This is a genomic window from Methylobacterium frigidaeris (assembly GCF_022179185.1).
GTDB classification, from domain to species: domain Bacteria; phylum Pseudomonadota; class Alphaproteobacteria; order Rhizobiales; family Beijerinckiaceae; genus Methylobacterium; species Methylobacterium frigidaeris.
Map to the genome: position 1 here is coordinate 20,727 of NZ_BPQJ01000016.1, position 25,649 is coordinate 46,375.

At 73.3% G+C, this 25,649-nt stretch carries 31 protein-coding genes; 3 read left to right on the forward strand and 28 right to left on the reverse strand.

What is annotated here, in order from left to right; translation table 11 throughout:
- Positions 1-4: 4 nt before the first annotated feature.
- The 17 genes from MFF64_RS17475 to MFF64_RS17555 form a co-directional block, all read right to left on the reverse strand.
- Positions 5-640: a DUF2460 domain-containing protein gene (locus tag MFF64_RS17475; protein WP_238191749.1), complete on the reverse strand. Its 636-nt coding sequence runs from the start codon at positions 638-640 to the stop codon at positions 5-7.
- 20 nt (positions 641-660) lie between these two features.
- The gene (locus MFF64_RS17480; protein WP_099901441.1) at positions 661-2,025 is read right to left on the reverse strand and encodes a phage tail tape measure family protein; all 1,365 of its coding nucleotides are present in this window, start codon (positions 2,023-2,025) and stop codon (positions 661-663) included.
- Positions 2,022-2,621 carry a gene transfer agent family protein gene (locus tag MFF64_RS17485; RefSeq protein ID WP_238191751.1) on the reverse strand — a complete coding sequence of 200 codons (600 nt, stop codon included), beginning with the start codon at positions 2,619-2,621 and terminating at the stop codon, positions 2,022-2,024. The genes MFF64_RS17480 and MFF64_RS17485 overlap by 4 nt, the downstream gene beginning before the upstream one ends.
- A gap of 7 nt (positions 2,622-2,628) precedes the next feature.
- On the reverse strand, positions 2,629-3,075 hold the full coding sequence (locus MFF64_RS17490; protein ID WP_099901183.1) for a phage tail tube protein: 447 nt from the start codon (positions 3,073-3,075) through the stop codon (positions 2,629-2,631).
- A 19-nt stretch (positions 3,076-3,094) separates the two neighbouring features.
- Positions 3,095-3,514, reverse strand: coding sequence for a DUF3168 domain-containing protein (locus tag MFF64_RS17495; protein WP_099901185.1), 420 nt, complete (start codon positions 3,512-3,514; stop codon positions 3,095-3,097).
- Complete coding sequence (locus MFF64_RS17500) at positions 3,514-3,798, reverse strand: hypothetical protein (protein ID WP_099901187.1); 285 nt, start codon at positions 3,796-3,798, stop codon at positions 3,514-3,516. The genes MFF64_RS17495 and MFF64_RS17500 overlap by 1 nt, the downstream gene beginning before the upstream one ends.
- A complete protein-coding gene (locus MFF64_RS17505; protein ID WP_099901189.1) occupies positions 3,795-4,109 on the reverse strand; it encodes a hypothetical protein in 315 nt (104 codons plus the stop codon). Before MFF64_RS17505 ends, MFF64_RS17500 begins: the two co-directional genes overlap by 4 nt.
- Entirely contained in the window at positions 4,109-4,483 is a 375-nt protein-coding gene (locus tag MFF64_RS17510) for a DUF4054 domain-containing protein (protein WP_238191753.1), read from the reverse strand. The genes MFF64_RS17505 and MFF64_RS17510 overlap by 1 nt, the downstream gene beginning before the upstream one ends.
- Position 4,484: 1 nt before the next feature.
- The gene (locus MFF64_RS17515) at positions 4,485-4,730 is read right to left on the reverse strand and encodes a hypothetical protein (RefSeq protein ID WP_099902331.1); all 246 of its coding nucleotides are present in this window, start codon (positions 4,728-4,730) and stop codon (positions 4,485-4,487) included.
- A gap of 13 nt (positions 4,731-4,743) precedes the next feature.
- Complete coding sequence (locus MFF64_RS17520; RefSeq protein WP_099902333.1) at positions 4,744-5,691, reverse strand: DUF2184 domain-containing protein; 948 nt, start codon at positions 5,689-5,691, stop codon at positions 4,744-4,746.
- A 15-nt stretch (positions 5,692-5,706) separates the two neighbouring features.
- Positions 5,707-6,150, reverse strand: a complete 444-nt coding sequence (locus MFF64_RS17525) for a structural cement protein Gp24 (RefSeq protein ID WP_099902335.1) — start codon at positions 6,148-6,150, stop codon at positions 5,707-5,709.
- Complete coding sequence (locus MFF64_RS17530) at positions 6,150-7,154, reverse strand: DUF2213 domain-containing protein (RefSeq protein ID WP_238191755.1); 1,005 nt, start codon at positions 7,152-7,154, stop codon at positions 6,150-6,152. The genes MFF64_RS17525 and MFF64_RS17530 overlap by 1 nt, the downstream gene beginning before the upstream one ends.
- Positions 7,155-7,341: 187 nt before the next feature.
- The gene (locus MFF64_RS17535; RefSeq protein WP_238191757.1) at positions 7,342-8,619 is read right to left on the reverse strand and encodes a DUF1073 domain-containing protein; all 1,278 of its coding nucleotides are present in this window, start codon (positions 8,617-8,619) and stop codon (positions 7,342-7,344) included.
- Positions 8,619-9,986, reverse strand: coding sequence for a phage terminase large subunit (gene terL, locus MFF64_RS17540; protein ID WP_099907330.1), 1,368 nt, complete (start codon positions 9,984-9,986; stop codon positions 8,619-8,621). The genes MFF64_RS17535 and terL overlap by 1 nt, the downstream gene beginning before the upstream one ends.
- 22 nt (positions 9,987-10,008) lie before the next feature.
- On the reverse strand, positions 10,009-10,587 hold the full coding sequence (locus MFF64_RS17545) for a hypothetical protein (RefSeq protein ID WP_099907333.1): 579 nt from the start codon (positions 10,585-10,587) through the stop codon (positions 10,009-10,011).
- Positions 10,588-10,834: 247 nt separating this feature from the next.
- Positions 10,835-11,494, reverse strand: a complete 660-nt coding sequence (nusG, locus tag MFF64_RS17550; protein WP_099907334.1) for a transcription termination/antitermination protein NusG — start codon at positions 11,492-11,494, stop codon at positions 10,835-10,837.
- 34 nt (positions 11,495-11,528) lie between these two features.
- The gene (locus tag MFF64_RS17555; protein WP_165795849.1) at positions 11,529-11,693 is read right to left on the reverse strand and encodes a hypothetical protein; all 165 of its coding nucleotides are present in this window, start codon (positions 11,691-11,693) and stop codon (positions 11,529-11,531) included.
- A 380-nt stretch (positions 11,694-12,073) separates the two neighbouring features.
- Here MFF64_RS17555 and MFF64_RS17560 point away from each other — a divergent pair, with 380 nt between their 5' ends.
- A complete protein-coding gene (locus MFF64_RS17560) occupies positions 12,074-12,778 on the forward strand; it encodes a LexA family transcriptional regulator (RefSeq protein ID WP_238191759.1) in 705 nt (234 codons plus the stop codon).
- A 30-nt stretch (positions 12,779-12,808) separates the two neighbouring features.
- Here MFF64_RS17560 and MFF64_RS17565 read toward each other — a convergent pair whose 3' ends face one another.
- The 3 genes from MFF64_RS17565 to MFF64_RS17575 form a co-directional block, all read right to left on the reverse strand.
- Positions 12,809-13,201 carry a hypothetical protein gene (locus MFF64_RS17565; protein ID WP_099907336.1) on the reverse strand — a complete coding sequence of 131 codons (393 nt, stop codon included), beginning with the start codon at positions 13,199-13,201 and terminating at the stop codon, positions 12,809-12,811.
- Positions 13,202-13,482: 281 nt separating this feature from the next.
- Positions 13,483-14,397 (reverse strand): aldo/keto reductase, encoded by a 915-nt coding sequence (locus MFF64_RS17570; protein ID WP_099907338.1) that lies wholly within the window; start codon positions 14,395-14,397, stop codon positions 13,483-13,485.
- Positions 14,394-15,293, reverse strand: a complete 900-nt coding sequence (locus MFF64_RS17575; RefSeq protein ID WP_099907340.1) for a helix-turn-helix domain-containing protein — start codon at positions 15,291-15,293, stop codon at positions 14,394-14,396. The genes MFF64_RS17570 and MFF64_RS17575 overlap by 4 nt, the downstream gene beginning before the upstream one ends.
- A gap of 151 nt (positions 15,294-15,444) precedes the next feature.
- Between MFF64_RS17575 and pobA the strand changes: the two genes are divergently transcribed.
- Positions 15,445-16,644 (forward strand): 4-hydroxybenzoate 3-monooxygenase, encoded by a 1,200-nt coding sequence (pobA, locus tag MFF64_RS17580; protein WP_099907343.1) that lies wholly within the window; start codon positions 15,445-15,447, stop codon positions 16,642-16,644.
- A gap of 13 nt (positions 16,645-16,657) precedes the next feature.
- On the opposite strand, the gene MFF64_RS17585 is transcribed toward pobA, so the two are convergent.
- Entirely contained in the window at positions 16,658-17,101 is a 444-nt protein-coding gene (locus MFF64_RS17585) for a PACE efflux transporter (RefSeq protein WP_099907346.1), read from the reverse strand.
- Between the two features lie 89 nt (positions 17,102-17,190).
- Between MFF64_RS17585 and MFF64_RS17590 the strand changes: the two genes are divergently transcribed.
- The gene (locus MFF64_RS17590) at positions 17,191-18,087 is read left to right on the forward strand and encodes a LysR family transcriptional regulator (RefSeq protein ID WP_238191761.1); all 897 of its coding nucleotides are present in this window, start codon (positions 17,191-17,193) and stop codon (positions 18,085-18,087) included.
- Between the two features lie 193 nt (positions 18,088-18,280).
- On the opposite strand, the gene MFF64_RS17595 is transcribed toward MFF64_RS17590, so the two are convergent.
- The 7 genes from MFF64_RS17595 to MFF64_RS17625 form a co-directional block, all read right to left on the reverse strand.
- Positions 18,281-19,336 carry a YcjF family protein gene (locus tag MFF64_RS17595; protein WP_099905584.1) on the reverse strand — a complete coding sequence of 352 codons (1,056 nt, stop codon included), beginning with the start codon at positions 19,334-19,336 and terminating at the stop codon, positions 18,281-18,283.
- A gap of 9 nt (positions 19,337-19,345) precedes the next feature.
- Complete coding sequence (locus MFF64_RS17600; RefSeq protein WP_099905586.1) at positions 19,346-20,809, reverse strand: YcjX family GTP-binding protein; 1,464 nt, start codon at positions 20,807-20,809, stop codon at positions 19,346-19,348.
- Positions 20,810-20,883: 74 nt separating this feature from the next.
- The gene (locus MFF64_RS17605; RefSeq protein WP_099905588.1) at positions 20,884-22,071 is read right to left on the reverse strand and encodes a hypothetical protein; all 1,188 of its coding nucleotides are present in this window, start codon (positions 22,069-22,071) and stop codon (positions 20,884-20,886) included.
- Positions 22,072-22,147: 76 nt separating this feature from the next.
- On the reverse strand, positions 22,148-22,666 hold the full coding sequence (locus MFF64_RS17610) for a SixA phosphatase family protein (protein WP_099905590.1): 519 nt from the start codon (positions 22,664-22,666) through the stop codon (positions 22,148-22,150).
- 4 nt (positions 22,667-22,670) lie between these two features.
- On the reverse strand, positions 22,671-23,516 hold the full coding sequence (locus tag MFF64_RS17615) for an AAA family ATPase (RefSeq protein WP_238191763.1): 846 nt from the start codon (positions 23,514-23,516) through the stop codon (positions 22,671-22,673).
- Positions 23,517-23,595: 79 nt separating this feature from the next.
- The gene (locus tag MFF64_RS17620; protein WP_099902003.1) at positions 23,596-24,258 is read right to left on the reverse strand and encodes a hypothetical protein; all 663 of its coding nucleotides are present in this window, start codon (positions 24,256-24,258) and stop codon (positions 23,596-23,598) included.
- Positions 24,255-25,484 carry an ATPase gene (locus MFF64_RS17625; protein WP_238191765.1) on the reverse strand — a complete coding sequence of 410 codons (1,230 nt, stop codon included), beginning with the start codon at positions 25,482-25,484 and terminating at the stop codon, positions 24,255-24,257. The genes MFF64_RS17620 and MFF64_RS17625 overlap by 4 nt, the downstream gene beginning before the upstream one ends.
- Between the last annotated feature and the right edge of the window lie 165 nt (positions 25,485-25,649).

Consider the following 25,649-nt stretch of genomic DNA (forward strand, 5'->3'; position numbering starts at 1 on the left):
GGGATCAGCGGCGGATCTCGAGGATCGGGATGTCGGCGACGAGCCCGGCGCGCAGGGCCTGATGGTCGATCTCGATGCGGTCGGTGGCGAAGCGCACCGGCACGTCGAAGGTGAAGCCCGCCGTCACCACGGCCCCGGACGCGGGCGCGGCCGTGAGGGTGACGAGGCCGGTGGCGGGATCGAGCGCGAAGGCCGAGGCGGCGAGCGCGACGCCGCCGACCGCGACGGTGACCGAGCCGGCGACCGGCTTGGTGATCGGGCGGGCATAGGGCGCGAAGGCGGCGCCGTAGGTCTTGGCGAGCGGGAAGGCGCGGGTGGTGCCGTCGCCGGTGCCGAGGCGCTGGTCGGTGGGGGCGACGGCGCGGCCGGGAGCGGCCGAGCTGTGGTCGAAGGTGTCGCGCCAGCGAAAGCCGTAGAGCGGCCCGCGGCGCTCCTCGAAGAAGGCAATCAGCATGGCCACGTCCTCGGCCGAGCGCAGGGCGGGTCCGGCATTGTAGCGGCGCCGCGAGTGGCGCCAGAGGCTGTTGCGCTCCTCGTCGCCGGAGCCGAGCGTGACGATCTCGGTACGCCGCTCCGGCCCGCCGCGGGAGCCGTAGGACAGGGCGAGGGGGAAGCGGACCTCGTGGAAGGGGCTCGGCATGGGTCACGGGCTCCGGATGCTCACAGGCCCCTCAGGCCGCGCTGCACCGCCCGGGCCAGGGCGGCGCTGACCTGCGCCTCCGAGCGGTGAAAGCTCGGGGCGTCCGCGGTGGCGATCGAGACCGAGACCTGGACGGTCGGGGCGGGGGCCGGGGTCGTGACGCCGTGCGTCGCCGGCAGGATCCGCCCGGGCTGGAGCGGCACGAAGGTCTCGCGGCCGCTCTCGCCCACCGTGTAGGCGACGCCTGGGGTGACGGGACCGCCGGCGGCGCGGCCGGTCGGGTTCCGGGTCAGGCCGAGCGAGCCGAGCGCGTCGCCGATCAGGTCGCTTCCGGGGCTGCCGCGGCCGAACAGGCCGTCGAAGGCCCGGTCGAGGCCCCGGCTCGCGAGCGTGGTGGCGAGCCGCGCGACCACCGTGGTCAGGCGCTCGCCGTGCAGGATCGCGCCCTTGAAGCTGTCGGCCAGCGCCGAGCCGAGCTCCCGCGAGGCGGACTGGGCGGCGCGCTGCGCGGCCTCGGCCCGTTCCACCTGGGCGGTCGCGGCGCCATAGGCCTCCGCCACCCGGTCGACCTCCTCGCGGAGCGCCGGCGTCACCGCGAGATCCGCCTTCTTGGCCGCCTCCAGCAGCCGGAACGCCGCCTCGGCCTTCGCGGCGGCGCCCTCCTCCCGGCCGACCGCGCCGGCCTCGACCTGCAGGAGATTGGTGCGCCGGGTGAGGCGCGCCACCTCGTCGCGAAACGCGTCGTCCTCCGGCTCCGCGGCCTTGACGGGCTGCGCCGGGGACCGGGCGGGCGCCCGGGCAGGCTCGGGGGTGGCGGTGCCGCCTGGGGCAGACATGGCGATCTGGGCGAGGCTGCCGCGGGGCGCGGCGTCGCTGATCGCGAAGGCGTCGGTGATGCGGGCGCGGATCGCCGCGTCCTCGCCGGAGGCTGCCCGCACCCGCCGACCGAGATCCGCGACGAGGTCGGCGGTGGCCGGGATCTTGTCCGCGATGCTCCCGACCGCGCCCGCCACCGCCTCGAACCCCGCCACCGCCTCCCGGGAGGCGGAGCCGGCCTCGGTGAGGCGGGCGGTCAGGCTTCCGACCGCGTCGTCGACCCGGCGCAGGGAGGCGCCGTCGGCCGCCATCGGCAGGGCGCTCGCCTGCTCGACGGCGCGCTGGAGCCTGCCCAGAGTCTCCGGCGCGGCCATGCGGGCGAGCTCGTCGCGCACCTCGGCGCCGGCCCGCGCCATCGCGGCCGCGATGCGCCCGCCCCCGGCCTCGACGGCGCGCTCGGCTTCCGCCATCGCCCGCTCGGCGAGCGGCCCGGCCCGGGCGAGCTCGCGCTCATAGGCCTCGACATTGGCCTCCAGGGAGACCACCAGGCGCTCGATCTCAGTCGTCATGCGGGGGATCCGTCGTCATCCGGCAGGCCTCCTTCCGGGAAGCCTTCACCGGGCGCGCCCTGGAGCCAGGCCCAGAGCGCGTCCTCCTCCTGCGGCGTCGGGGCGTCCGCCGCGTCCGGGTCGCGGGCGCGGTTGAAGCCGTCGACGTAGGCGGCGAGCTGCCACAGGCTCATCGCCCGCAGGTCGGCGGCGGGCAGGCCCATGGCGGCGGCGGCGCCGTAGAAGGCCGCGAAGGCGATCCGCCCCTGCGGGCCCGCAGCACCCGTGGAGCGGCCGACCCGCTCGTCCTCGGTGCCCTCCAGCGCCGCCGCCAGCACCAGGGCGGCCTTGGCGATCAGCGGGATGCAGGGCAGCCCGTCGAGGCGGCGGGCGATGGCGTGGGCTTGCGGCACCGGGGTGCCGCCGCCGATCAGGCCGAGGCGCAGCACGTCGCGGACGTCCTGGAACCGGTAGAGCCGGCCGGCATGGAACCGGTGCAGCAGGGCGGCGGGCCCCGCGCCCGTGGCCTCCTGCAACGCCTCCAGGTCGCCGATGGCGAGGCGGAAGCGGTGAGTAGTGTCCTCGAGAGCGAGGTCGATATGGCCGTCGCGGCTCATGGAAGCCTCACGCGGCCGCCGTGAAGGACACCGCCCCGGTCGATTGCAAAGCCACCGCAACGGTGCAGCGCTCGCCGCGCACGGCGCCGACCTCGAAGCTGGTGAGGTGGAAGAGCCCCTCCCAGGCGCCGCCGCCGTCGGCGCCGGTGCCGCTCACCTCGACCCGGGCCTTCACCGGCCCGTCTGCCTCGAAGGCTGCGCGCCAGCGGGCGATGCTCTGACGGGCCATCACGCCCTTGCCGGAGACCGCCACCGACTTCGAGACCGCGAACCGGTCGACGAAGGGCGCGGCGTCCTCGTTGGCGCAGTCGGGCACGACCGCGCTGTTGGTCTCCTTGGTGAACTGCGCCGCGCGCTCGGTGAGGCCGCACGGCGCCTCGAAGGTGCCCGCTTTAGAAGGGCTCTCGAGCTTCACGGCGATCGCCGAGAACGGCAGGGTGGTGGGCTGGGCCATCGGGTCACTCCTCGAGAAATCAGACGGTTTCGGCGGCGACGGCGCCGAAGCGGGCGACGCCGTGCCAGGAGCCGGGCCCGAGGGGTTCCGGCAGCACCAGGCTGCGCTCGTGCGACAGCCACAGGAGCTCGCCGCGGGCGAGCGCCAGGTCGGCCTCGTCGAGGGCGGCCGCGACGGTGGCGAGCAGCTCCTGCACCGGCCCGAGGCCGCGGGCCCCGCGCAGGAAGGCATGCACGGTCAGGCGGCAGGCGCAGCCGCGCCAGCCCTGCGCTTCGTAGGGACTCACCTCCGGCGGATCGACGCGCAGGAACGGCCATTCCTCGCGGGCGCTCACCGCCTCGCGCACCCGGTCGCCGACGAGCGGGCGCAAGGCGGGATCGGCGAGGAGGCGGGTGCGCACCGCCCGCAGGAGCTGGGGCGAGAGATCGAGGCCGGCCATCACCCCCTCCCCGTCAGGCGCGCGACCGCCGGGCCGATCACCGGCCGGACCGCTCGTGTCGCGGTGCCGAATTCCCGCGCGATCAGGCCGGGTGCCTCGACCGTGACGGCGGCGCCGTCTCGCATCTCCGCCGCCTCGGCGCGCCCGTCGGGCAGGTCTGTCTCGATGTCGACCGCGAGCGCGCTCGCGGCCTCCCGCGCGCGGGCCCGCGCGGCGTCGCTGCCAGCGCGGGCGAGGCGCGCGAGCCGCGCCTGGAGCGGGCAGGTCTCGGCTCTCTGCGTCACAAGGATCGTCCCTGGATGATGGCGTGGCTGCCGGCGGGGTCGGTCTCCACCGCGACGATGCGGTGGCGGATCCCCGCCAGGGTGATCTCGTCGTCCGGGTTCGGGGGGAGGCCGGGCGTCAGCACGACCGCCCGTACCAGGCGGCCCGGCAGGCCGGGCTCCTCGGCGGCCTCCCGGGCGCCGTCGATCCGGGCCCGGACGGGCTCGTCCGCGACGCCGCCCGGGCTGACCCGGTGCAGGACGGCCTCGTCGAAGAGAGGCGCGAAGACCGCTCCGAGATGGCGCCCGAGGCCGTTGAGGAGGAGGCCCATCACACCACCACCACGCCGACGCTGTTGCGGCGCATCACCTCGTGGAAGCGCCGTCCGTAGGAGGTGAGCCCAAGCGTGCCCGGGGCTGAGTCGGTGGGCGGGTCGTGGCGCTCGAGGTGGAGCGTGCCGCTGCGAAGCGCCTTGAGGTCGAGGGCGCCCGCCCGGGCGAGCTCGGCCTCGGGCCCGCCCCGCCCGTCGAGCGTGAGGGTGTGGGCGGCGTGGAGCATCCGCCCGAGGGCGGCATCCGCCGCCGGCCAGGCCGCCCCGACCCTGGGGCCGGCCTCCGCCAGTGCGTCCGCGACCGCCGCGTCGGGCACGCCCGCGAAGGCCGGAAAGCGGGCCCGGAAAGCCTCCGGGGTGGTCGCCTCCGCCATCTCACGCCTCCCCGCCGGAGGGCGGCCGCTCGCGGCCGCGGCGGTCCGGGCGCGGCTTCGGTGTCCCCGGATCGGGCTCCTCCTCCACCCGCACCTCGCCCGCCGCCTCCCAGGCGGCGAGGCAGGGGTCCGGTCGTTCGGGGAGCATCAGCACCACGCTCTCGCCGGGCAGCAGGAGCCGGGGGGCGCGGGCTCCCTTGGGCCAGACCAGCCGGGGGCCGGCCGCGTGGTTCGTCACCCGCATCATCGCGCGCCTCCCCCTAGATGCCGTCGAGGTAGCGGCAGGCGGCGGGGCGGCGGATGTCGAGGCCGCCGAGCCGGAAGGCGCCCGGCACCTCGAATCGCCACGGGCCGGTCTGCCAGGCCGGGAAGAACCGGAACGGCATCGGCAGCCACAGCTTCAGCACGGACGGGTCGCGGCGATACGCGACCAGACGGGCGGTACCGCCAGTGCCGGCGGTCTCGAGGGCCCGCACGCCGTAGACCGTCAGCTCCTGGCCCGTCTCCAGGGTGTAGACGTTGTGGCGCCGGATCCAGTCGAGCAGGGTGAGCGGGCTGATCCCGTCGAGGCGGCGCAGGCCGATGCCGAGCATCTGCTCGTAGGGCAGCAGCAGGGTATCGGCCATCTCGACGGTGTTCGAGCCGGTGAAGATGCCGACGAGCTGGCCGTTGACGTCGGCGAGGATCTGCTCCGGGCTCTTCTGGGCCCAGGCGCTGCTGCCGTTCGCGCCCGTCGCGGCGGCGCTGCCGACCGTCACGCCCGGATGGTTGAGCAGGCCGGAGAAGCCCTTGGCGGGGTCGCCCATGAGCGCGACCTGATCGATGAACTCCTCCGAGGCGAGCCGCGCCGCGTCGGCCTTGTCGGCGTCGAGGTTCATGCCGAGGAGCTGGGCCTTGCCGAGCTCCTCGAGGTCGTAGCCGTAGCCGATGCCCGCCATGGCGACGGTGGTCTCGTGCTGGCGGCGCAGCAGCTCGGCCTTCGGCAAGTCGGCGGCGGCGCCGTGGACCCAGGTCGCCTGCCCGACCCGGTCGACCGAGAAGTAGGTCACGGTCGGTACCCATTCGGGCGCCGCGGTGTCGACCGGCACCAGCCGGGGATAGCGGATCGCCGGGTACTGGGCGCGGTAGACGGTGGGCTCGATGAAGGCCTGCTGGCTGACCAGGAAGGCGAGCGCCCGGGGCGCGTCGGTGAGGAGGGTGCGGGTCATGGCTCGTGCCTCTCGTCAGTTCAGGCGCAGGCGGACGAGGCCGCCGATGGGCGCCGAGGTGTCGAACAGGGCGCCGGGGATCGGGGCGTTGCCGGAGGCGGCGGCCGTGACGGCGCCGGCGGGCGTGACGTAGGCGGGACTGCCGGCGCTCGCCGCCGAAGCCGTGACGACCCAGACGGCGCCGCGCACCATGACCGGCGCCGTCTCGCTCTTGGCGAAGAGGTCGCCGCCACCCGGGCTCGGCCGGGCGTTGCGGTCGGCGAGCACGATGCCGCGGAACATCGCGCCCGCGGCGGCGATGCCGTCGTCGCGGGCGCCCTGGAAGGCGGCGCGGCCGAAGCCGATCCCCTCCGGGGTCTCGACATTGCGGCTGAGGATGATCGCGGGAGTCTGGTCGGCGGCCATGCCCTCGTAGGCGGCGGCCGGGCGGCCGGGATAGCTGGTCTGGACGGGGGGCATCAGCGGGCTCCTGCGGGTTTCCAGGCGTTGCGGAGGGTCTCGACCATGGCGGCATGGGCCGCCTCGGGCGTGCGGGGAGCGGGGCCGTGGTCGCGCAGGGCGTCGCGCAGCGGGTCGGCGGCCTGGTGCGAGAGAGCCGGTCGCGGAGTGGCGGCGAGGACCCGGAACGCGCCCTCGACCGCCGCGGGGCTCATCGCTGTCGTTTCCGCCTCCCCGAGGATGCGGGCCACCGCCTGACGCCGGATTGACTCGGGGGTGAGGCCGGCGGGATCGAAGGCGTCGCCGAGGATGCGGCGAGCGTCGGCGACCAGGGCGCCGCGCTCGGCTGCCAGGGCATCGAGGGCCTGCGCATCCGGCACCCGGGCGCGGAGCGCCGCGACCTCGCCATCGCGCTGCGCCAGCGCCGTTTCGGCGGTCTGCGCCCGCGCCTCGGCCTCGGCGAGACGCCGCTCCAGGTCCGCGTCGCCGATGCGGCAATCCGGCCCGGCACGCCCTTGCGCCACGATGGCGACGTGGTCGACGACGACGCGGGTCTGGCGGGCGTCGTAGGGGCTGCCGTCCGGGGCGGTGCCGGGGGTCCAGTCGAGGTCGCAGGTATAGCCGACCGAAACCTCGCGCCGCCCGGCCTGCACCGCCGCGATGGCGGCTGAGTCGGCGAGCAGCATCGGGATGCGGACGAACGCACCGTCGCGCACCACCTCGTCGCCGACATGGCCCCTTGCGACGCCGCGCCAGGTCCGGGGCGTCACCGCCTCGGGCGGGTGGTCGAGGGTGACGGGCTTGTGGCCGAAGCTGCGCAGGGATTCGGCGCGGAAGATCTCGTCCGGGTCGCGGTAGATCCGGACCTCGCGGAGGTCCGGCCGGGCGACCTCGTCGCCGCGATAGACCTGGACGTTGCCGGCGCGGGCGGCGCGGGCCTGGACCACCAGGGCGCCGTTGCCGAGCGGGCGCGCGCCCGCGATCTCGGCCGCGGGGCCGAGGCTGAACCGGTCGAAGAGATGCATGGGGGAGTTCTCGTGTGGGAGGTGAAAAATCCTCGCTCCCGCTCGGCCCCGTCGGCTCACACGCCGGTTCGTGCGCCTCTCCTCTCCCCGCCTGCGGGGAGAGGAGAGAACCCGCGCTCCATCCGGAGGCGATGTGACCGTGCCGGACCGATCGGGAAAGATGGTTCGAGGGTTGTGACGCCTGCGCTCAGCCCGCCGGCCGGCCGAAGGCCGCGGCGATGCCGGGGAAGAGGTCGGCGGATGTGAGCCAGCCCTCGACGCCGCGGGAGAGGATGCTCGCCGGCACCACGCCGTCGCGGGCGAGCATCGCGGCGGTCTCGGCCTTGAGGCGGCCGACCTCCGCCTTCTCGCGCTCGCTCGCCTGAGCGAGCGGCCGCCAGGCGTAGCGCAAGGAGGGCTCGTCGCGGCCCAGCGCGTCGCGGATCAAGAGCCGGTCGAGGCGGGCGATGGCGGGGGTGAGCTCGACGGTCTGCCGCGCCGCCACGTGATCGTGGTAGTTGCGGATGTCGGATTCCCCGGTGGCGTTGAGGCCGGCGGGCGACTGGCCGAGCAGCCGCGTCACCGGGATGTCGGCGGCCCCCGCCGCGACCTGGAGGAAGAGGCGTGCCACCTCCGGCAGGCCGGAGAAATCGAGCTGCTTCTGCTGGTAGCGCTCGCCCTCCGGCGAGCGGCCGTCGCCTTCGAGCAGCAACATGCCGAACAGGCCCTTCATCCGGGCCGCGTAGGCGAAGCGCTCTGTGAGCCGGTGGGTGCCGTCCTCGGTCGAGAGATGCTGCGACAGGCCCGGTACCGAGATCACGTCCTGCTTGGCCTCGGGCAGCATCGCGGCGATGTGGGCGGCGGCGGCCGTCGCCTGGTCGACCGCCTCCAGGAGCGCCTGGAGCACGCTGTCGCCCCATCCGTCGCCCACCTCGTCCTCCGGCAGGGCCGCGCCGAGAAGGCGGATCACCCGGGACGGATGGATCGTCCGTCCCCCCGCGATCGCGTAGCCGAGCGTGTAGCCCTTGGGCTCGCCGAACCAGGGCGAGAGCGGGTCGCGCTCGATCCCGCCGGCCTGGATCTGGCCGCGGGGCAGGACGTGGAGGTAGCGCAGGCCCCCCTGCCCGACCGTCTCGGGCTCGAGCGGCAGGCCCGGATCGGCGGCGCCATCCCCGATCAGGATCGCCGCGCCGCCATGCAGGCGGGCGAGGCGCAGGGCCCGCAGCAGGCGGTCGCGCAAGCACAGGCGCTCCTCGCTCGCGGCGAGCGCCGCGGCGATCTCCTGCGGCGCCTGCCAGGCGCGCCACTCGCGCAGCATGTCGAACGGCACGATGTCGACGACCTTGCGGGCGAGCCAGTTGTCCCGGTAGGCGGCATCCAGTTCCGCCCTGGCGCGGGGCACGTGGACGTGCAGGTTGCCGGTGCTCTTGTCCCGCGGGCCGCCGAGGCCGGAGACGAGGTTGGCGAGGCGGTCGGCGAGCCACATCACAGGACTCCGAGCAGGCCGTATCCCGGCCGGGCGAGCGCCGCGAAGGCGCGCGAGAGGGCGTCGACCTGATCGAGGAAGGCGCCGTTGGGGAAGGTGCAGAGCTCGTCGAGGAAGGCCTCGTTCCAGGGGCCGACGACGAGGTGCAGGTTGCCGGCCTCGGCCTGGGCCGAGACCGGCGCGGCGCGGGTCGCCTTGTCGCCGCTCTCCGGGGAAGCCCGCACGTCGTAGCCGGCGAGGCGCCCGACGAGGTACTGCGCCTGTGCCTTGCCGGCCTGGCCCGGATCCTGCGGCAGCGAGATCCGGCAGGACGGCCCGTCCTCGGCGGCGGTGGCGAGGATCAGCCTCTCGACGCCGCCGGCCGAGAGCCGGTCGCGGCGCACGTCCGCGACGTAGAGGCGCCCGTCGGGGGCCCGCGCGAGCTTGACGCCGGCGGTGTAATCCGGCTGGCGCCCGCTCCGCGGCAGGCTCGCCGCGAGGTCCCAGGCCCGCACGGTGGCGCAGCTGGCGGGAAGCGCCCGCACCAGGGTGAGCCAGCCTCGCTTGAACAGCCCGCCGTCCCGGGGCGCCGGGCGCTGCTGGTACTGGCCGGCCGCCGCGTACTCGCCCATCGCGGCCTTGTCGCGCTCCACCGCTTCCCTGGGGAAGCGGGCCGGGAAGAGCAGCTCGCCCGGCTCCCGACGCGGATCGGTGAAGCCGATGCGGGTGGCGCAGGCGCGCTCCGGCTCGAACTCCATCGGCAGCACGAGGTGATCGTAGCCGAGGTTCTTCGCCAGGATCACGCCCGACAGGTCGCGCTCGTGCAGCCGCTGCATGATCACCACGATGGCCGAGCGGACCGGGTCGTTGAGACGGGTCGGCACGGCTTCCAGGAACCATCGGGCGACCGCCTCGCGCACCCGCTCGGAATGAGCGCCGTCGACCGAGATCGGGTCGTCGAGAATCACCCGGTCGCCGCGCGAGCCGGTGATCGAGCCGGCCGAGACCGCTTCGCGCAGGCCCGTGGCCGTCGTCTCGAACCGTCCCTTGCGGTTCTGGTCGCGGGTGAGCCGCACGCGCTCGCCCCACAGGGCCCGGTACCAGGGCGAGGTGATCAGGCGGCGGGTGCGCAGGTTGTCGCGGAGCGCCAGCCGCTCGGTGTGCGAGACCGCGACGGTGCGCAAGGACGGGCGGTTCTTCGGCCCCCATTCCCAGGCCGGCCAGAATACGCCGGCGAGCAGGCTCTTCATCGTGCCGGGCGGCACGTTGATCAGGAGCCGGGTGATCTCGCCCGCGGTCACCGCTTCCAGATGGGCGCTGATCGCGTCGATGTGCCAGCCATGCACGTAAGCGCTGCCCGGCTCGATCACCGGCCAGGCCCGGCGCACGAAGCCCGCCAGGCTCTCCTCGCTATCGAGCCGGTCGAGGACCCGCAGCAGGGCCGGCGGATCCCTGAGCCAGGCGCTCGGCGATGGCCCGGAGCTGGGCCCGCTGCTCTTCGTCGAGGAGCCGGAAGGCGGCGTCGGGATCGGGGATCGCGGTGTCGTCACGCTGCTCGCCGTCTCCCTTGCCGTCGAGGTCCCACGCCTGCCGCTCCAGGGCGATCCACAGCCGCGCCGCGGTCGCGAGGTCGCGCAACGCCGCGACGCGCTTCTGCAAGGCCGCCGCGCGGGCGAGCCCGCTCTCCTCCGCGCCGTCGTCGGGCCCGGACTCCGCCGCGATGGCGGCCTGGAGGTCGCCGAGGAGTTGCAGGGTGAGGGCGGCGCCCTGCGCCACCACGATGCGGTGACCGCCGAGCACGTCGCCCGGACGTGTCTCGCCCAAAGGTGCCTCGCCCGCGGGTACGTCGCTCCCCCATCCCTCCGCCCGCGCCCGACGCCTGAGCGACGCCGGGCTGATGCCGAAGCGTCGCGCGACCGCGGGCCCGGCCCCCGGCTCCGCCCGATAGGCCGCCGAGATGCCCGCCCAGTCGATGACTCGCCGTGCCATATCGCCTCTTCGAACAATGGGGGCACGGCCCGGGAGGGCCGGACGGAGGCCCGTAGACACGAGCCGTCCTTCGCCTCGGTGATGCCGTGGGCCGGGTCCGGGGACACATCCCCGCGTGGCGGGGCAGTCGAGCAGCCACCTCCCTCACAGGGCAGGCCGCAGACCCGGATAACCTGAAACCCTTGTACCCGCCCCGCCGATGTTCGTCAAATGTTCTCTTCCGCGGGGCGCAACTTTTTTGGGTGAGTTATGCGTGGTCGATGTGGTCCTCCGCGAGCACCACCGGGGTCTCGCGCCCGAACAGCGACAGGGCAACCCGGTAGCGCCGCCGGGCCGGATCGACGCCATCGACCGTGCCGCGCAGGGCCGCGAGCGGGCCGGCCGTCACCCGTACGGCGTCGCCGAGGGCGAACAGCAGCGCCGTCACCGCCTCCGCGTCGCCGCCCACCTCGCCACCGCCATGCCCGGTGATCGCGTCGGCGAAGCCCTGGAGCACGGACGGCGCGATGACGATGGCGTGACCGTCGCGATACAGCACCCGGGCGATGCCCGGATGGCTCTCGACCCGCGCGAGATCGGCATCGTCGCGCAATCCGACGAAGAGCGTGCGATGCAGGAGCGGTACCCGGGCGGTGCGGCGGCGGCCCGTGGGGGAGGTCAGCTCGACCTCCTCGCGCGGCTCGAAGCTGGCGATGCCGGCGGATTCGAGGTCGCGGGCCGCCCGGGCGGCCCAGCGCGGCTTCGTCTCGGCGACCATCCAGATCCGGTCGGTCGCGAGCACGATCCGGGTGGGCCGGACCCGCCGGCGTCGCCGGCGGCGGATCTCGGCGGCCCGGCCGGCCGGGGGCCGCGCATGCGCCAGGGCCTCCCGGCGGCGGCGGGCGATGCGGCGCTTCTTCCCGCTCACGCCGCCCTCCCCGGCTGACGAAGAGCTGTTTCGCTCAAGGCCCGCCAGGGCGATCCGACGGCGGGTCGGGAGGGGCGATCCGCTCGCGGGCGGCCTCCCGCGTCAGCGCCTCGGTCGCGCGCACGATGCGGGCACGCACCATGAGGAACAGGCCGACCCCCGCGGCGAGGGTCCAGAGCACGATCAGGGCAACCTTCATGCGCCCCTCCTGCACTGGGGCGGCGCGCGGCGCGAGCGTCTTCGTTCCCGGCGGGCCGGCTCTCCCCTACATCGCGCATCCGTTGCGGCGATTCGCCGCCGAGGTGATCAGGCGGGCATCGACCCGGATCGTCCCGCTCCGCCCCGGCGTTGCGCCACGGAGCGGCCGCACCGTCGGGCGGTCTGCGGTGGGCTACGAGGAAACGGTGGACCATCGGAGGACTCCCGCAACGAGGGATACGACGCAAGCCTGCCCTTGGGTTAGGGTGGCAGGGTGAGACACGCGCGAACAACGCTGCTTGCCGCGGTGCTTGCGACCAAAGTAGCTACATGATGTAATGATTTTGCTCAATACCTCAAGTGTCAGGGAATTTCGTTGAGGTGATCCAGTCGGGAGAGAACCGGGTCCGGGCCGCGCAAGGGGAGCGGCTGCGGCAGGCACGCATCGCCGCCGGCTACCGCTCGGCGCGGGACGCCGCGCTGCAGAATGCCTGGCCGGAGAGCACCTACCGGGCGCACGAGGCCGGTACCCGGACCATCGGCCAGGACGATGCCGAGCGCTACGCCGCGCGCTTCCGCCGCGACGGCGTCGAGGTCACCGCCAAGGGGCTGCTGTTCGGCGACGACGACGCGCCGGAACCGCCGGCGGAAGGTGGTCAGGTCGTGGGAGTGAAGGGATTGATCAGCGCCGGCGGCTTGATCGACACCGGGGACGAGCAGCCCGGGCCGGGGGGCGACCTCTTCCGCATCACGGTGCCGTTTCCGGTGCCGCACGGCACCATCGCGTTCCGGGTCGCCGGCCTGTCGATGTATCCGAAATACGAGCCGGACGACGTGGTGCTCTGCGCCGAAACGGGGGAGAGCCCGGAGCGTCTGCTCGACCTCTACGCCGCGGTCACGACAGCGGAGGGGCACCGCTTCCTGAAGAAGATCCTGCGCGGCTCGCAGCGGGGCTCGTACCACCTCGAGAGCCACAACGCCCCGCTGATGCCCGATTGCCGCCTGGTCTGGGCCTCGGGCATCATCAGTACCGTGCACGCGCAGCATTGGAGCCGGTTCAGCACCCGCTCGATCTCCGGCGGGTGAGCGGATCGCTGCGCTGTGCAGTGATGTTGGTCAGTCCGCCTGCGCGACCCGGGCCGTGCGGCGCTGCGCGGTCCAGCGGCCGGAGCAGAGGGCGGAGACGGTCCAGGTGCCGGAGCCTGAATTGGCCTGGAGCCGGCCCGAGGCGGCGCCGCTCGCCGAGCCGTGGCGGACCGTGAGGCCGACATTGCCGTCCGACCCGATGCGCCCGCTCACCGTCGCGCCTCCCTCTCCCGTCGAGGCCACCCGCACGTCGCCGTCGGCGATCGCGAGCGAAACGGTGTAACGGCTGTCGCACATCCCCGATTCGGTGACGAGCTGCACCGACCAGGTGCCGTTGAAGCTCCGCCCCTCCGCCGCCGCTGGCTGCAGACTGGCCGGCAGGGCGGCGCACAGGACGAGAGCGGCGACGGACGACTTGAGCATGGGACCCCCTGATTGTTCGAGCCCGGCCGAATGGACGGGGCCGGGTCGCTTCTTGGATGCGTGGCAGAGCGTTGCGGCGGGACCGCAACGTCCCGCTGCGCGAACACGGGTGGTCGCGCGCTGGACGAGAAGCGATGTGGATGAGGCACCATTAACGCGGGCAGAACGGCAGCAATATGGCGGGTCGCAGCGCGTCGATCCGCGGATCGACTGGGCTATGGCCGCGCTTGTCCGCCGTCTTGCTGCCGGCGACTTGACCGGTCTTGGCGGTTAGCCTGGGTTCAGGCCGGCAGGGTCGCCGCCATGCGGCGGCGCAGGGCCTCGTCCGGAAGCCGGCCGGTGCCGGCGCGCAGATTCGCCGCCATGTGGCTGGGATCGGCGGTGCCGGGGATCGCGCAGGTCACGGCCGGATGGGAGACCACGAACTTCAGCAGAATCTCAGCCCAGGTCGCACAGCCGAGTTCCGCTGCGTAGTCCGGCAGGGGCTTTCCCGCGAGGCGCCGCAGCAGCCCGCCGCCGCCGAAGGGCCGGTTGACCAGCACCGCCACGCCGCGCTCGGCGGCGAGGGGGAGGATGGTGTTCTCTGCCGCCCGGTCATCGAGGGCGTAGTTGATCTGGAGGACGTCCAGCCGCTCCGCCTTCAAGACCGCCTCGACGGCGTCGTAGGCGCTCTCGGTATAGTGCGAGATGCCGAGGTGGCGGATCCGTCCTTCCTCCTTCCAGGCCCGCAGGGTCGGCAGGTGGGTGCGCCAGTCGAGCAGGTTGTGGATCTGCATCAGGTCGAGGCGCTCGGTGCGCAGGAGCTGGAGCGAGCGCGTCATCTGCGCGATCCCCGCCTCGCGGCCGCTGGTCCAGACCTTGGTGGCGAGGAAGGTACGCTCCCGAGCCCCGGCTTCCGCCACCAGGTCGCCGGTGACGCCCTCGGCCCGGCCGTACATCGGCGAGGAATCGATCACCCTCCCGCCCTTGGCGAGAAGCGTCGCCACCACCTCGCGCAAGGGCGCCCGCTCGGCGGGTTTCGTCCCGACATCGAAGCCGCGCCAGGTGCCGAGCCCGATCACCGGCAGGGTCTCGCCGCTCGCCGGGATCGGCCGCCGGTGCAGCTCCTCCCCTTGCGCGGCGGCCCGGCCACCGACAGCCGCCGCGAGGGCGGCGCCGAGGAAGCCTTGCCGGGTCAGTCCGTCCTCTCGCGTCATCGCGTCTCTCCCCTGTCCGCGCCGCGCCTGTCGCGAAACGCCCGGGGGCACTCCCCGGTGCCCTTGGCGAAGAAGCGCGAGAAATAGGCCGGGTCGGTGAAGCCGAGGCTGTAGGCGATCTCGGCGATGCCGAGGTCGGAATAGAGCAGGCTGCGCTTGGCCTCGAGCAGGCGGCGCTCGCGGATGATCCGGCCGGGGCTCGCGCCCGTCACTGCCCGGCAGGCGGCCCGCAGCCGCGCCTCGGTCACCCCGAGATCGTCCGCATACGCGGCGAGCGGGCGCTCGCGGCGGTGCTGCGCCTCGACGGCCTCGCGGAACCGCGCGGTCAGCAGCGCCTGCGGGCCCGGCGGGGCCGCCGGCTCGCGCGTCGCGGCGAGCCGGCGCAGGCCGGCGACCAGGAGCAGCATCAGGTGGGCCTCGATGGCGCCGCGCCGGCCCGCCGCCGCCCAGGCCAGTTCCCGGGCGAGCTCGGCCACGGCCTCCTCGACCGGGCCCGGTTCCGGCAGCGTGAGGGAAGCGGGGCCGGCAAAGAGCGCCGACAGCTCCGGCTCGCGCCCGCACAGGTCGCGCAGGTAACGCGCCGAGAGGGTCAGCACCGCCCCGACCGTGCCGTCGGCGAAGCGGAAGCCGTGGGCGGTGCCGGCCGGGACCGCCAGCAGGCACGGCGCCGCAAAGGGGAACCGCTCGGCCTCGGCCCGCATCTCCCCCCCGCCCCCGGCGATCAGCAGCAGCTGGTGCAAGCTCGAATGGACGTGCGGGCGGATGGTCCAGCGGTTCGGGCGGCTGCGATCGTCCAAGGCCTCGAGGTGCAGGAAGCGGTCATCGGCGTCCCGCGGCGCCTCGCCATAGAGGAAGAAGTGCGGCACGGCAGCGGGTTGGGCGGGATCGAAGCGCATCGTGGGCTTGCCCTGGCGGGATGGGCGGAGTGTTCGAAAAGTCCAATTTTTCCCTCGCCCCGTCCATCGTCAACCGGTGCGCCGCGGTTCACCTTTCCGCCATCGAGCAGCCACCGCCGAGACGGTGGCGCCACGGTTCAAGGAAACGCCCATGCGCACCCAGGTCGCCATCATCGGCGCCGGCCCGGCCGGCCTCTTCCTCGCCCATCTGCTGGCGCGCGCCGGGATCGATGCGGTGGTGCTGGAGCGCCGCACCCGCGACTACGTCGAGGGCCGGGTGCGGGCCGGCGTGCTGGAGCAGGGCACCGTCGCCTTGATGGGGGAGCTCGGCCTCGATGCCCGGCTCAAGGCCGAGGGACTGGTCCATACCGGCACCAACCTCGCCTATGACGGCGAGATCTTCCGCGTCGACATGGCGGCGCTGACTGGCGGCTCCGCCGTCACGGTCTACGGCCAGCAGGAGGTGATGCGCGACCTGTTCGACGCCGCCGAGCCCCGCGGCGTGCGGATCGTGTTCGAGGCCGAGGGCGTGCGGCTCGACGGTATCGGCGGCGACAGCCCGAGCGTGAGTTACACCAAGGACGGGGTCGCACACACTCTGACGTGCGACTTCATCGCGGCCTGCGACGGCTTCCACGGCGTCGGACGGGCGGCGATCCCGGCCGACGTGCTCAAGATCTACGAGCGGGTCTATCCGTTCGGCTGGCTCGGCATCCTGGCCGAGGTGCCGCCGGTCAACCACGAGTTGATCTACGCCAACCACGCCCGCGGCTTCGCGCTCGCCAGCATGCGCTCCCCCACCCGCAGCCGCTACTACGTCCAGGTCGGCCTCGACGAGCGGATCGAGGACTGGTCCGACGAGCGGTTCTGGGACGAGGTCGAGACGCGCTTAGGACCCGAGGCCTCGGCCGGGCTGGTGCGCGGCCCCTCCTTCGAGAAGAGCATCGCGCCCCTGCGCAGCTTCGTCGCCGAGCCGATGCGCTACGGCCGCCTGTTCCTGGCCGGCGACGCCGCCCACATCGTGCCGCCGACCGGCGCCAAGGGCATGAACCTCGCGGTCTCCGACGTCGCGATGCTCGCCGAGGGCTTGAGCCTGCACTACGCCGAGCGCGATTCGTCCGGGCTCGACGGCTACTCCGCCCGGGCGCTCGCCCGGGTGTGGAAGGCCGAGCGCTTCAGCTGGTGGTTCACCGGCCTCACTCACCGCTTCCCCGACATGGATGAGTTCGCCCGCCGGATGCAGGTGGCGGAGCTGGCGTATATCCGGGGATCGCGGGCGGCGCAGACGGTGATCGCGGAGAATTACGTCGGGCTGCCGATGGCGGCTGGGCGCGATGCCGTGAGCGTGTGAGGCGCGAGCGGTCTCAGCGGCACGGCTCCGCCACGACCTCGCCCCAGCTCTTCAGTGGGAAGGCCCAGTCGTAGGCCAAGTTGAAGACGAAGGCGTAGGTCACGTAGAAGAGGGCGATCGCGATATCCATGACGAAGGCCTCGACGAGGCCGATCCCGAGATACCACGCGATCGGCGGCAGCAGGATCACGAGCAGCCCGGCCTCGAACAGCACGGCGTGAGCCAACCGAAGGGGGAGGCTCTTGCGTGTAGTCCCGGTGAGCCGCTGCATCGTCCGATCGAAGCCCAGGTTGTAGACGTAGTTCCACGCCGTCGCGGTCACGGCGCTGCCGATACCGATCGCGCCCATCTCGGAGGCGTGCAGCCCGAACAGCACGGTCCCGAGCGGGATGATGAGCGCGAGGCCGACGATCTCGAACAGGAGGGCGTGGCGGATGCGGTCGCGCGTGCTTCGCATGATCTGGCTCCGAAAGGTCGGTTTGGTCGGCCGCCTTCTATCTGCGATGCTCCGGTCGGCAAGTTGGGACATATCTCGGAATCAGATGGATGGCCGTCTCGTTCGACCAGCTCCAGGCCTTCGTGGCAGCGGCCGAGGCCGGGTCCTTCTCCGGCGCGGCCCGTGGCTTGCGAAAGGCGCAGTCGGCCGTCAGCACGCAGGTGGCGAACCTCGAGGCGGATCTGGGCCTGACGTTGTTCGACCGGACGGGTCGGAACCCGGTTCTCACCCCGGCGGGGGAGCGGCTGCTGCTGGAGGCCCGGGTCGTGCTCGAACGGCGGGAGCACCTGATCGGCGTGGCGAGCAGCCTGGAGCAGCGGGTCGAGAACCGGCTGGTGGTCGCCATCGACGAACTCTACCCTGAGCACGCGCTCGGCGCCCTCTTCGCCGAGTTCGCTCAGGCCTTCCCCTTCGTGGAGCTGGAACTGCTGTTCCCGCTGATGGAGGACGTCAGCCGCATGGTGCAGTCGGGCGCGGCCGATCTCGGCGTGATGTGGCGCCAGGAGGTCCTGCCGACGGAACTCGGCTTCCAGACCATCGGCTGGGTGCCGCTCAAGCTCGTCTGCGGGCGCGACCACCCGCTCGCGAAGGCGCGGGTGGAGTGGGAGGAACTGAAGCGCCACCGCCAGATCCTCGTCGCCGCCCGCAGCGACGGCCCGGAGAAGCGCCGCCTGCGGGTCGCCGCCGAGGTGTGGTGGGTGGAGAGCCACTGGGTGATCCTGGAGATGGTGAAGCACGGGATCGGCTGGGCCTTCGTCACCGATCACGTCATCGCCGCCTCTCTCACCGCGCCGTACCTCGTCACGCCGGACCTTCAGTTCGACCAGGGCGACTGGCCCATCGCCCTGGAGCTGGTCTGGCACAAGCAGCGGCCCTGCGGGCCTGCCGCATCCTGGCTGCGCGAGCGCTTTGCGGCGGAGCGGGTCGGCAGCCTCTCGGGACGTTGAGCGGGCCGGATGAAGGGAGAGCCGTGCAAGGGCAGCGGAGGCCCCCGGACGGAGCCTCGGCACGCGCTTGCCTGTCCCGTCATCCCGGATGCGGAGGACGGACTTGGTCGTCCGAGCCCCGGCGCACGACGAGCGGACAGATTTCCTGACAGGGCCGAGCGCCGCCCTTCATCTCGCCGTTTTGGTCCCGCTCCTAGCGTGATCCGTCCCGCCCCTCCGCATCACCCCCGCCCCGCAGCAACTCCCCCGCGACATCCCCCAGCCGCGGCGCCGGCTCCCGGGTGAAGGGCAACGGCCGGCACACGGCGAGCGCCGCCAGCCCGAACCGCGCCGTCATCAGGCCGTTGAGCACGCCCTCTCCGAGCTTGGCCGAGATCCGCGCGGCGACCCCTAAGCCCAGCACCTGCTGCACCAGGCTGTCGCCGACCGCGACGCTGCCGGTGACCGCGAGATGAGCGAGCGCCGCCCGGGCGAGGCGCAGGAAGCCGAACAGGCCAGGCCGGCCGCCATAGATGGTGGCGATGCGGCGAAGCAACCGGACGGCGGCGAAGATCACGAAGCCGACATCGACGATCGCCCGCGGGCTCAAGGCCGTTACCGCCGACACTTGCTTCGCGGCCTCCGCCACCGCCGCCTTGGCGGAGCGGTCGAGGGCGCCGAGCAATTCGGCCTCGGCGATGCCGATCCTGTCCTCGACGTCGAGGATCTGGTCGTCGAGGGCGGCGAGCCGCGCCCGTGCTGCACCGGCCGCCGGCCGCTCGGCGTAGAGGCCGGACAGCTTTCGCACGACGGCCTTGGCGGCGCTGTGATCGCGGGATCGCAGCGCGTCGAGGGCCTCCTCGCGCAGGGCCTCGATGCGGCGCTCGCGCAGCACGCCCGCCACCTCGCGCCAGACGATGGCCGCGAGCGCCACCACCGCCACAGCCAGCAGCACCAGCGCCACGATGCCGAGCCAGGGCGCGGCGGAGAAGAGATCGGCGATCAGGCGCTCGATCGCGAGCCCGATTCCGAGCGAGGCCAAGCCTCCCAGCGCCGAGAGCAGCAAGGTCGCCCAGGGCGCGCGCGAGCGCGGCGCCACCGGCACGGCGACGCCGTCGGCGGCCTCGACGATCTCGAACGGCTCCTCCACCACCCGGATTCCGTCGGGCAACGCCGTCTCGGTGCCGGGTGGCGGCGGGGCGGTCATGGTCTCCGTGCCGGTGGGCGGCAGGCGGAAGGCGCGGGGCTTCGGAGTGGGCGTGTCGGTCATCGAAAGCCCTCAGGCCAGGCGGTCGCCGATCAGGAAGTGCAGGGCGCGGTCGAGGCGGATCTGCGGCAGGCGGCCCGGGCGGCCGAGGGCGTCGCGGGAGACGGGTGGCGGGCGGAAGCGCGGGAAGCGCAGCGAGCCCGGGGGAACCGCCCCTTCCAGCACGGCTTCGGGCCGCTCGGGCAGCTCGCCCGGGAAGATCGCGGCCTCGGTCTCGCCATCGAAGGTCTCGCCGTCGATGCTCTCGCCCGCCTCCGGCGTGCCGGCCACCGCCCTGAAGGCGCTCGGCCCGTCATGCACCACCGTCTCGCGGGTCGAGCGGACCGAAGCCAGCGCCTGGGTGCTGACATGGGCGCCCGCGGCCTCCGTGCGCCGCAGGGAACGGGCGACGAGGAGGCGCAGGAGCGCGTCGAGCCGGTCGTGGCTCGCATGGTGCAGGTGGTCGGCTTTGGTGGCGGCGAACAGGATCCGGTCGGCCCGCGGCGCGAAGAAACGCGACAGCAGGGTGTTGCGCCCGACGCGCAGGCTCATCAGCACCCGGTCCAGAGCCTCCTCCAGCTCGGCGAGCGCCGCCGCCCCGGCATCGACCGCCGCCAGCACGTCGACGAGCACGATCTGCCGGTCGATGCGCTGGAAATGGTCGCGGAAGAACGGCGTCACGACCCGGTGCTTATAGGCCTCGAAGCGGCGCTGCATCAGCCCGCCGAGGCTGTCGGGGTTGACCGGGCCGTTCAGGATCAGGGGGGCAAAGGTCAGCGCCGGCGAGCCCGCGAGGTCGCCCGGCATCAGGAAGCGGCCCGGCGGCGTGGTCGCCACCGCCTCGGGGCCGGCGCGCACGGCGGCGAGGTAGACCTTGAACGCCTCGCTCGCCCGCTCGGCCACGATCTCGTCGAGGGGTTGGTTCGGGTCCAGCGCCCTCAAGGACGCGAGCCAGGGCGCCGCCATCGCGGCCCGGCCGGGGCGCTGGGCGGCGGCGATCGTCTCCCGCGACCAGCCCTCGTAGGTCTGCTCGATCAGCGCCAGGTCGAGCAGCCATTCTCCGGGGTAATCGACGATGTCGACCATCAGGCTCGCCGGGCCGGTGCGCCAGCCGCTCTTGCGCTCGTAATCGACCTCGAGGCGCAGCTGGCTGATCCGGTCGGTCGAGCGCGGCCAGCGGCGCGCCTCGGTCAGCGCCGCGAGATGGTCCTCGTAGGGGAAGCGCGGCACCGCGTCGTCGGGCTGCGGCACCAGGCGCGCCCGACGCAGGCGGCCCTCCTGGGAAGCGCGAAGCGCCGGCAGCGGGTGGAGGCCGGTGAGCTGGTGCACGAGCGCGGTGGTGAACACCGTTTTCCCTGAGCGGGCGAGGCCGGTGACGCCGAGCCGCACCGTCGGCTGGACCAGCAGGTCGTTGGAGGCCTCCGCCAGGGAGCGCGTGGCCTCGGTGACGGACTTGGCGAGGGAGCCGGCACGCGCGGCGAGGTCGGTCAGGGGCACGCGGTACGCTCTCGCTTCATCGTGATCCGGGAGGTGGCGCGGCGGGGAGGCTTCCGCAAGGGTTACGGCAAGAGCTACGGCACGGCTTCGGCCTGCCGGCGCTCCGCGCCGCGCTCGGCCTCGGCCCGAGCGATCGCCGCGGCGACGAGGGCCGGGCTCGCCCGCAGCGCCCCGAGCTCGACCGAGGACATCGCCAGCAGCACCGGAGCGAGGCGCTCGGTGGCATGCCCCTCCGGCGTGAACAGGCCGAGGTCGTCCCCGGGTTTCACGCCGACGCTGCCGGCGATGCGGGCGGCGTAGTTCTGGATGCGGATCTCGTCGGAGCCGCAGAGCGGTGCGGGCGGCCGCAGGGCCAGCGGCAGGGACGAGGCCGGGGCGACGGCGAGCGTCGGCAGCGCGGCGGCCTCCGCGGCGAGGCGCGCGCCGTCGAGGATCCGGCCGGGCTCGATGGCGGCGGACGGGCGCGCCGCCTCGCCGATGCCGGTGGCGATGGTCGGGAGCGGGGCCGCCCTGACGGCCCGCAAAGGCTGGCGCGGACGGCCCTGCATCCGGGCTAGCGCCGACCAGGGCTGGACCCGCATGGCATTGCCGGCGGCGGGCCGGGCGGGCGCGGAGACGCCGCGCGCCGGCGACCGCGCCACCCGCCGGGGCGCCCCGCCGCGGCCGTGGCCGGCGAGGAAGCGCGCCCGCAGGGTGCGGCCGATGCCCTGCGGCGCCAGGGCGGCCAGCGCTGGCGAGGCGGGCGCGGCCGCCCGTCCCGGGGCGGCGACCCGCGCCACGGCGGGGGCGGCGCATTCGGCCGGCGCCCAGCGCCGGACGATCGCCAGGGCCGAGCGGCGCCCGTACTCGCCGTAATAGCGTCGGAGCAGCGAGACCGCGGCGTCGGCCCCCTGCCCGGCCGTGGCGAAGCCGGTATGGCCCTCCTGGTCGCCGCCGATCTCGCCGTCCCAGCGCGCCCGCTTGATGCACCAGTAATTGTTGAGCTTGACGCAGCGCGCCACGAAGGCCGGGTCGCTCGGCACCGCCCAGGCGGTCCAGGCGAGGGAGAGCGGCAGGAGCCCGTCCTTCGTCTCGCTGCGCCAGTTCGACACCGCCCGCGCCTCGGGCCGGTAGACCGGCGTCTCGCGCGCCGGCGCCGCCAGGGCGGATGCGGCGGCGAGCCCGTCACCGACGCGCGCGGCGCTGTCCCGCACCAGGGCGGCAGCTGCATTGGTGGCAGGGCCGGCCGCGAGGCTCAAGCTGAGGAAGGCGGTGAGGATCACGGGGCCCGCGGGTCTCCGTTCAAGGATCGGCTCTCTCAAACGGCTCCGGAGCGATCCGGTTCGCCGCGTCCCGCGCTCACTCGTCCTCGCCGTGCCCCAGGCTCTTCGGGGTCACGAACCGCTCGACCGTCCCGTCCCCGGCCTCGACCTTGGCCCACGACTCCACGGCTAAGTCGATCACCGCGATCGCCGCCGTCGGATACTTCTTGGTGAGTGCCCGCCGCTCCTCCCCCGGCTTGCCGAGGAGCCGAGCGAGGTCCTGGAAGCCCGGATTGTGGCCGATCATCAGGGCGGTCGCGGCCTCGTCCGGGATCGAGTGCACCACGTCGAGCAGGCGTGAGACCGGCGCTTCGTAGATCTGCGGCACGGTCTCGTCCGGCATTGCCCCGAGAGCCGGCTTGACGAGGTCCCAGGTCTCCTGGGTGCGCCGGGCCGGCGAGACCAGAACCCGGTCGGGGATCAGCCCCTCCGCCGCCAGGTAGGCCGCCATCTTGGGGGCGGCCTCACGCCCGCGGGGAGCGAGCGGCCGGTCGATGTCGGACGCGCCGTCCGGCCAGTCGGACTTGGCGTGGCGGAGCAGGATCAGGCGGCGCATCGCTCTAGCGTCCCTCGCGGCGGCTCAGGAAGGCGAGCTTCTCGAACAGCCCGACATCCTGCTCGTTCTTCAGGAGCGCCCCGTGCAGCGGCGGGATCAGCTTGCGGGGGTCGCGCTCGCGCAACTGCTCCGGGCCGATATCCTCCGCCATCAGGAGCTTGAGCCAGTCGAGCAGTTCGGAGGTCGAGGGCTTCTTCTTCAGGCCCGGCGCCTCGCGCACCTCGAAGAAGATTCGCAGGGCCTCCTCGACGAGGCGCTGCTTGATGCCCGGGTAATGCACGTCGACGATGGCCTTCAGCGTGTCGGCGTCCGGGAACTTGATGTAGTGGAAGAAGCAGCGGCGCAGGAAGGCGTCCGGCAGCTCCTTCTCGTTGTTCGATGTGATGATGACGATCGGCCGGCGCTCCGCCCGCACGGTCTCGCCGGTCTCGTAGACGTGGAACTCCATCCGGTCGAGTTCGAGCAGCAGGTCGTTCGGGAACTCGATGTCGGCCTTGTCGATCTCGTCGATCAGCAGCACCGGCCGCTCGGGCGCCGTGAAGGCCTCCCACAGCTTGCCCCGCCGGATGTAGTTGGCGATGTCGGAGACCCGCGGGTCGCCGAGCTGCGAGTCGCGCAGGCGCGAGACCGCGTCGTACTCGTAGAGGCCCTGCTGCGCCTTGGTGGTCGACTTGATGTGCCAGGTCAGCAGCGGGGCGTTCAGCCCGCGGGCGATCTCCTCCGCCAGCACGGTCTTGCCGGTGCCCGGCTCGCCCTTGACGAGGAGCGGCCGCTCCAGGGTGATGGCGGCGTTGACCGCGACGGTGAGGTCGCCGGTGGCGACGTAGCTCTCGGTTCCGGTGAAGCGCATCGGGCTCGTGTCAGTCCTGTCGTTCGGGAATTGTCCCGAACCTATGCGGCGAAAGCCGCGCTGGCGAGCCCCGCCCTCCTCACAGCTTCGACGGATCGAACCACACGCAGCTGCGGGCGATCACCGAGAAATTCACCTCCGAGCGGGCCGGCTGCGGCAGCAGCTCGCCGTCGATCGCCACGGTGGTCTGGTTCGAGGTGGCGCCGTCGCCGAAGGTCTGGGGCCTCGTCACGTAGCAGTACTGCTTCTCGGGCTTCTGCTCGTCGCCCTTGAAGTTCCAGCCGGTGACGATCGAGCCGTCGAGATAGGGCACGGTCTTGAACACCGTGAAGCTCGTGCGCACGGCGGCCGCGGCGCTCGCGGGCGCCTCGGTCTTTCCCTGGTTGCCGGTGAGCGAGGAGACGTCGGGACGGCCCTTCGCCGCCGCCGGCACCCCGCCCTCGATCTTGAGGGTGTTGTCGGTGAGCCGGACCTCTCCGCTCGTCTTGAGCGTCGTGGTCTCAAGGGCCTGGGTGAGGGCTTTCGCGAGCTTGTCGGAGGCGTTCCCGACCTCGTTCATCGTCGCGTAGCCGTAGAAGGCGGCGCCGAGGCCGGCGCCGGCGAGCCCCACGAACGCCCCGAGCCCGATCGCCCGGAACAGGAAGGCGCGGGCGTTGGAGATCCGGGCCTCGGCCCGCAGGCGCCCGTTGACGTGCTGGGCGAGCGCGACGTTCTCCGGCGTGCCCGGTGCGAGGTAGCTCACGGTCTCGGCCTCTCGATGCGGTCGTCGTCGCGCGCCGGCGGTGCCGGGGGCGTGCCGGCCTGCGGCACGGTCGGCGAGCGGCGCTGGTCGAGGGGGATCGCGGCGCCGGAAGCCACCGCGGCCTCGCGCATTGCGCGCTGCGCGTCCTGGATCTGGGTCGCGCTCTCGGCCATCTGGTTGAGGAGGAGCGGCACGCCCTCAGGCTGCATCATCGCGTCGAGGTCGTCCTCGTCGCGATAGGTCTTGCGCACCTGCACGGCGCAGAGCGCCAGCAACGTCGAGGCGAAGGCAGCGCACAAAGCCGGCGCGAAGACGAAGATCCGCAGGAAGGCGTGGACCTGCTGGTCGGTGACGTCGATCGGATCGGCGCCGTAGACCATCGCCGTGAAGGAGTGCAATTGCGAGCGCCGCACCGCGTCGCGGTAGGCGCCCTCGGCTTCCGTCACCCGGCGGTCGGCGGCGGCGCGGTCGAGCTGGGCCCGGGCGGCGCGGGCCTCCGTCAGGTTCTTGGCCACCACCGCCCGCTCGTCGCCGGCGGATTTCAGGCTGCCCGCGATGGTGGCGGTGCGCGGATCGGTGACGCAGCGCAGGTAGTTGTAGCGCTTGCCGCGGCTGTTGGTGCCCGACAGCCGCTCGCAGCGCTGGCCCGGCAGGCCGGCGAGCTGGGCCGAGGCCTCGGTGGCGCGCTTCTCGAGCGCCGCGGCCTCCGCCGTGTACTGCGCCACCCGGGCGTCGGCCTGGGCGATGCGGTTGTCGATCGTGCCCCGGTCGGCCTCGGCCTCCCGCAGCGTGGTGCGGGCCTTCGAGGCCTCGGCGAGGCGGGGATGGAACATCATCTCGCCGAGCTGCGACACCGACTTGGTGGTGACGCCCGCCGCCATCACGATGCCGACGATCGCCAGGCCCTTGATCAGCCAGTCGCGCTGGACCCGGATCAGGATGCCGAGCGGCACCCGGCACAGCTCGATCGCCGCGTAGACGATCGGTGCCAGCAGCATGAACCAGAAGCTCTGGTCGTTGCGGTCGGCATAGGTCTCGGCGAAGAACCAGGCCCCGGCGAGCGAGGTGCAGATCACCAGCGCCTCGACCAGGTAGGCGATGGCGACGTAGCCCCAGCGGATGCGGTAACCCTTGCGGATCGCCCGGTCCTGCTTCCAGGCATCGGTCTCGTCGGTCCAGGCGCGCTTCTCGCGCACCACCACCCGATCGGGAGGCTGTCGGCCCATCTCGGCTCCTCGTCCGGCCGCCCGGGAGCAGCCGCGTACACGGAATCTCAATCCTTCACGCTATGCGGGTTTTGCGCCGAAAATGCGCCCTCTGCGAGCGGGGCTTGCCGCGGCGCAGCGTCCGGGTGGTGGTTTACGCACCGCAAAACGCCGTGGATCGCGTTA